This window comes from Bacteroidales bacterium, assembly GCA_018334875.1.
In the GTDB taxonomy this organism is placed as follows: Bacteria; Bacteroidota; Bacteroidia; order Bacteroidales; family UBA12077; genus JAGXLC01.
In genome coordinates, this window is record JAGXLC010000298.1 from 1 (window position 1) to 5,012 (window position 5,012).

Annotated in this window: 5 protein-coding genes; all 5 read left to right on the forward strand. The window is 43.8% G+C overall.

Translation table 11 applies throughout. From position 1 onward, the window contains the following. Nucleotides 1-1,457, forward strand: a 1,457-nt coding sequence (locus KGY70_16785) for a 1-acyl-sn-glycerol-3-phosphate acyltransferase (protein MBS3776856.1), incomplete at its 5' end; no start/stop codon positions are given. Between the two features lie 12 nt (nt 1,458-1,469). Next, nucleotides 1,470-2,645 carry a radical SAM protein gene (locus tag KGY70_16790; GenBank protein ID MBS3776857.1) on the forward strand — a complete coding sequence of 392 codons (1,176 nt, stop codon included), beginning with the start codon at nt 1,470-1,472 and terminating at the stop codon, nt 2,643-2,645. 14 nt (nt 2,646-2,659) lie between these two features. Next, nucleotides 2,660-3,289, forward strand: coding sequence for an ABC transporter ATP-binding protein (locus tag KGY70_16795; protein ID MBS3776858.1), 630 nt, complete (start codon nt 2,660-2,662; stop codon nt 3,287-3,289). Beyond that, nucleotides 3,280-4,053 carry a hypothetical protein gene (locus KGY70_16800; GenBank protein MBS3776859.1) on the forward strand — a complete coding sequence of 258 codons (774 nt, stop codon included), beginning with the start codon at nt 3,280-3,282 and terminating at the stop codon, nt 4,051-4,053. Before KGY70_16795 ends, KGY70_16800 begins: the two co-directional genes overlap by 10 nt. Further along, nucleotides 4,050-5,009: a hypothetical protein gene (locus tag KGY70_16805; protein MBS3776860.1), complete on the forward strand. Its 960-nt coding sequence runs from the start codon at nt 4,050-4,052 to the stop codon at nt 5,007-5,009. The genes KGY70_16800 and KGY70_16805 overlap by 4 nt, the downstream gene beginning before the upstream one ends. The last annotated feature ends 3 nt before the right edge of the window (nt 5,010-5,012 follow it).

A 5,012-nucleotide genomic window follows, 5' to 3' on the forward strand; every position in this document is an offset into this window, starting at 1 on the left:
CTGCACTACCGGTAAACAGACTTATAGAAAAGGGTATGTATGCGGTCTGGAGACATCCGATCTACCTGTTTGCGTTCATTGCATTGCTTGGATTGTCGATGGCTTCGGGTTCCTTTGGTTTCATTTCAATCGTCATGCCGGTTTTTATCATTGCTCTGACAATTTATATATATGTTGAAGAGACCTATCTGGTCAGAAAATTCGGCAATAAGTACATTGCTTACCGGAAGCGGGTTCCAATCGTAGTTCCCAGGTTTTGGTTTGTATTACGTATCCCGGTGGTGCTTCTGTTCAGGCACTTGTTCCATTTTGAAATTCGTGGGAGGGAGTATATACCTCTTGAAACCCCATACTTTGTGGTAGCAGCTCACCGGAATTATCTCGACCCGTTTTTCATTGGATGTGCCTTCCCTCATCAGATTAAATTTATATGTACGTACGATATGTTCAGAAAAAAACTCATCAGGTCCATCGTAACCAAACTGGGTGCCATTCCCAAAAAACGGTATAAAACCGATCTGTATAGCAATAAGATGTTGACAAAGGCCCTTACAGACGGTTACCCGGTAGGCATTTTCCCCGAAGGCGGCAGAAGCTGGACAGGCAATCTGCGCACTTTGAAAACCGAATGCATTCGGTTATTTCTGCACTTCTCTCATTTTCCAGTCGTTCCGGTAAAAATAACCGGTAATTATCATGCCTGGCCGCGTTGGTCAAACTCAATATTCAGAGCCGATATCAGAATTGAAATCAAGCCGGCAATACGGTTTGAACCGGATACACCCATGAATATTACTGAACAAACTCTGGTCGACAGCATTCATGTCAGGCCTGAAACTGAAGATCGGATCATCAGGAGGAAAAAGGAGCGAACGGGTAAATTGTCTGTGGTACTTTATAGATGTCCCTCCTGCCGAAGATTTGAGACATTAAAGGAAGTATCTCCTTCTTTTATGAAATGTGTTGTCTGCCAATACACACTCAAAATAACGGCCGATCTTAGGCTGCAAACCGGCAATGGCTCACCGGCAGAAACCTATTTGATCCGAGATGTTTACTCAGATATTCAAATCACCTTATCCGACCTTGAGTTGCTGAAAAAGGAATATACCGGTATATCCAGACCGGCAACCATGATAAATTCTGAAGTTGTGTATTATCGATCGTATGGTAAATTTTATGAGGAACAGGGAGTACAATTTATCCTCCGATCAGTTGATGAAGTGTTTCTGACACAAAAGCGAGTTCTCCTTCACAACAGGGAAGGAGACACTTCCATTCCCCTGGAAGAAATCGATGGAGCAACCATTGAAGGAAATGATAAGTTTCAGATTTATCAGCGTCGGTTGAACTGTGTGAATCAAATAATCTTTGACACGAATTGTGCGCTTTTATGGCAGGATCTTCTGGTCCTGTTGCTGCAAGAACGATACAACAAGGAGATCATTAACCGTTAACCAAAGGTTTTTATGAGAAGAAGTGCATTCTTTGGCCCGCCCATACTTCACAACGGTCTGATCAACATCAGCCCGCGATTGAAAACGCGTTTCATGACGGGAATTCAATATGTTCTGCTGAGATTCTTCGGATCCCTGACAGCAAACACCATCAGCGCGGCTATGTTCTCAAGGCTTGCCAGGTCTTTGATTGGCAGCTATCTTTATTCGTTAAAGGTAGAGATCAACACCCGGTGCAACTTGAATTGCAAAATGTGTTATGTGGAAAAAAGTGATGCTGAACTCAGTTACGATATCATTGAGCAAATAATAAGGCAAATCAGGAGAACCGGTACCCGGCTTGAAATATTGGGTGGTGAACCATTTCTGAGGCAGGACCTTTCAAAGATTGTACATTTCGCCAAAACAAACGGGAAGGTACCATTCATTTCGGTCTACACCAACGGCACCTATGCCACGAAAGAAGTAAGCCATGATTTGAAACAGGCAGGCCTTGATGCGGCTATAGTTACTTTAATCTCCCACCAGGCTGACATACAAGACGATTTTACGGGTGTGGATGGTTCCTGGGATGAGACGGTTGAGGGAATTAAAAACCTGAGGGATGCCGGTATTAAAACCTACACTTTCACAGCCGTACATCAGAGAAACAGAAAAGATATACCTGCCATACACCGTTTTGCTGAAAAGGAACTTATGGTACAACCTTTATTTTATCAGTATATTCCACAACATAAAGATGATCCGCTGATCATTAACCGTGAAGAATGGTATCGCATAAAAAACTGGATATTATCCAGGCATCCGGTTCATGCGGAATTTGTGCGGAATTTCTATATGCTCACCGGAAACGCCTGTTCCGGTGGTAATTTTGTTCTAACGGTCAAGGCCGATGGTTCGGTTCAGCCTTGCCCCTTTATTTCTGATATTCCGTTGGGTAACATCTACCACGAAGATATCTGGAAAATCTATGCCACAAGGTACAGTAACAAGTATCTCAGGGATTTTAAAAGTTTACCTGATTCGTGTTATTCCTGCACCTATGCATCCGTGTGCGGAGGAGGGTGCCGGGCATCCAACAACCTGCATCCCGGTGGGTATCTCTCGGCCGACTTTCGTTGCCTGGGTCCTTATTCTGAACCGTTCGACAGAGAACGGGTAATTCCAAAAACTCCCTGCTTTTTCTGAAAAGTCCACAGCAAATGAATAGTCATCCATATATCAAAGCCCTCAGAATAGAAAAATCCTATGGGAAGAATAAGGTGCTGGCTGATGCTGACCTTAATCTGGAGGAGGGAGGCATCTATGGTATTGTGGGAGAAAACGGGTCCGGCAAGACCACGATGATGAAGATACTGGCAGGTTATATGTTTCCTGATAAGGGCAGTGTTTTCTGCTCGGGGAAGAAGGGATTCTGCCCACAGGAACCCTGGGTTTTCAGGAACCTGACCATAAGGGAGAATATTCAGTTTTTTTCCCGTGCTTACGGAATGAAATTGACATCCGAAGGCAAGTATGGGAATGCTCATATCGGCTATATCGCAACTACCTTCCGAATGCCGGACAATCGCGGTGTTGTATGTAAGAAAATGAGCGGAGGCACGCTGCAGAAATTAAACCTGGTTCTTGCTTTGTTGCACGATCCTGACATCATACTGCTGGATGAACCCTACTCCGCCTTTGACTGGGAAACCTATCTCAACTTCTGGGATTATGCGCTTGATCTCAGAAAAAAAGGTAAGATCATTGTAATCGTATCCCATTTGCTATATGATCAGGATAAAATTGACGCCATATGGAAGATCGATAAAGGGAAACTGGTATGCGACTAAACTTTCTTTACACGGCAATTCGTCTGACATTGATAGATCTGGTAAGAAACCGCTTCCTTCTGTTTTTGCTGTTCTTCGTACCGGGATTTTTCTACCTGATAGCATGGGTAACCAACCCGGACAGCCCCACTGCATTCAGGCTCGCCTCGGTGGAGGAAGAACCTGTGATCAGTGTCAGCCAGCAGGATCTCGGACTGGTATTTATTGGTCTTGCCGCAGCCGGGTTGATTGCCTCCTTTCTTGCTCTCAGTCTGATGCAACGGAATAACGATGAAAATAAACGGCTCATCCTGGCAGGATTCAAAACACAGGAACTGATCGCTGCAAAATTCATCATTACCGTTTGCCTGATATCCCTGGTAGCCATCTTCATTGGTCTGATGGGAATCATACTAATGGATCCAGGTCATTTCCCCGGAATGACCCTTGGTTATATTCTTTGCGGCTTTGTTTACGGGAGTTATGGAATGCTTGTAGGATCTGTGCTAAAGAGAGAGCTGGAAGGCATCCTCTTTATCGTTTTACTGGCCAACATCGATGTGGGCTGGCTGCAGAACCCGATATATTACGCAGATGCACAGAATCAACTGATCATCGAGTATCTGCCTGCTTTCTTCCCTTCCCAGGTTGCCATTGCCTCAGCCTTTACAGATTATTCCATCAGGATAGCCACGCTGGGTAGTCTGGCGTATGGATTGCTATTTATGCTTCTTTCTTTTCTGCTTTTCTGGATAAATATGCGCATATCAAAACACACGGGATGAAACTGTTTGAATACGAAAAGTGGTTTTTTGATGTCTACACATCCGCCCATGCCTATTTCATCATGTTTATTTCAAAGATTGATGTTATAGGAACCACAAAACTATATTTACAGATGCACGGATCGAATGAACAGGATTCCGGAGCATATAAGAAAATTTTTAACTACGGGACAAAGATGGATCTTCTGGAATATGGTTCGGATAGAATTTTAGCCCGTGAGGGAAGAATTGATTTTTCTCCTGATACGATCAAACTTTCCCTGACCAACAGGGATTTTAGTATAGACTTGACTTACAATCTGCCGTATTCCAGCTTTTCTCAGCAAAGTGAAATGAGTATTCATGGCAGGAGAAAAGCTTTTCTGTCATGGAAGCCGATATTTCCCAGGGCCTGGGTTAATGGCTCTGTTGAGGCGGGAGGGGATTTCATCCATCATTTTGAAAATGAAACGGGCTATTCGGACTATGTTCACTCTACATTTCTTCCTTTTGCAATCCCGGTTGAGTCCCTGTATTGGGGAAGGTTGCATGCCCCCAAAGCTGACCTGACCTACTCAATCGTGCATGGCTCCAACGGAAAGAAACAATGGGGGAAAGTGTATGTCCGGCACGGGGGCCAGTGGTTTGAATTTGACGTTGACAACGTGGAATGCATGGAATACAGCCACTGTAAGGAATTGAAGATGTATTATCCGGATATATATTCGATAGTGGCCAAAAATTCAGAGGCAAACCTTAAAATCACTGTTTACAATCACAGAAAGGTGATAATAAGTGATTTTATAGGCGACGTCACTTACATGGGCCGATTGGCTTTGCAAACCCTCAGGTGGATCACTAAAAATCCCAGGGGAATTAAGTTTATAGCTAATGCTGACGTAAAGATGCATTCTCCGGGTTCAGTCCTGGAGTATTTTAGTTTGCCTATAATTGATGAATATAATATTTTTGGATGATAA